This is a genomic window from Rhodococcus jostii NBRC 16295 (genome assembly GCF_001894825.1).
In the GTDB taxonomy this organism is placed as follows: domain Bacteria; phylum Actinomycetota; class Actinomycetes; order Mycobacteriales; family Mycobacteriaceae; genus Rhodococcus_F; species Rhodococcus_F jostii.
Genome location: NZ_BCWY01000286.1, coordinates 1 through 510 on the forward strand (window position 1 = coordinate 1; position 510 = coordinate 510).

Annotated in this window: 1 protein-coding gene; it reads right to left on the bottom strand. The window is 66.7% G+C overall.

Features of this window, described 5'->3' with window-relative positions; all coding sequences use genetic code 11:
- Positions 1 to 510: condensation domain-containing protein (locus tag RJ1_RS49535; RefSeq protein ID WP_143169636.1), on the bottom strand; the 510-nt coding region annotated here is incomplete at both ends.

A 510-nucleotide genomic window follows, 5' to 3' on the forward strand; every position in this document is an offset into this window, starting at 1 on the left:
CCCCGTGGTGGGTGCGGTGGGTGGGTCGGGGTCGGTCGGTGGGGAGGGGGAGGGTGTCGGGGAGGTTGGTGAGTGTGGTGGTCCAGTAGGTGGTTTGGGTTTGGGTGGTGGGGGTGGGGTGGTCGGGTGTGCCGAGGAGTTGGTGTTGCCAGTGGGTGTAGTCGGTGTAGGTGAGGGGGAGGGGTGTGAGGTGGGGTGGTTGGTGGTGGGTGTGGGCGGTGTAGGTGGTGGTGAGGTCGTGGGTGAGGGGGGTGAGGGAGTGGCCGTCGGCGGCGATGTGGTGGAGGACGAGGGTGAGGGTGTGGTGGGTGTTGTCGAGTTGGTAGAGGTGGGTGTGGAGGGGGGTGTCGGTGGTGAGGTCGAAGGGTTGGGTGGTGTCTTGGGTGATGTGTTGGGGGAGTTGGGTTTGGGTGGTGGGGGTGGGGGTGAGTGGTGGTGTGGTGGGGTGGGGGTGGATGTGTTGGGTGGGGTGTCCGTGGTGGAGGGGGTAGGTGGTGTGGAGGGGTTGGT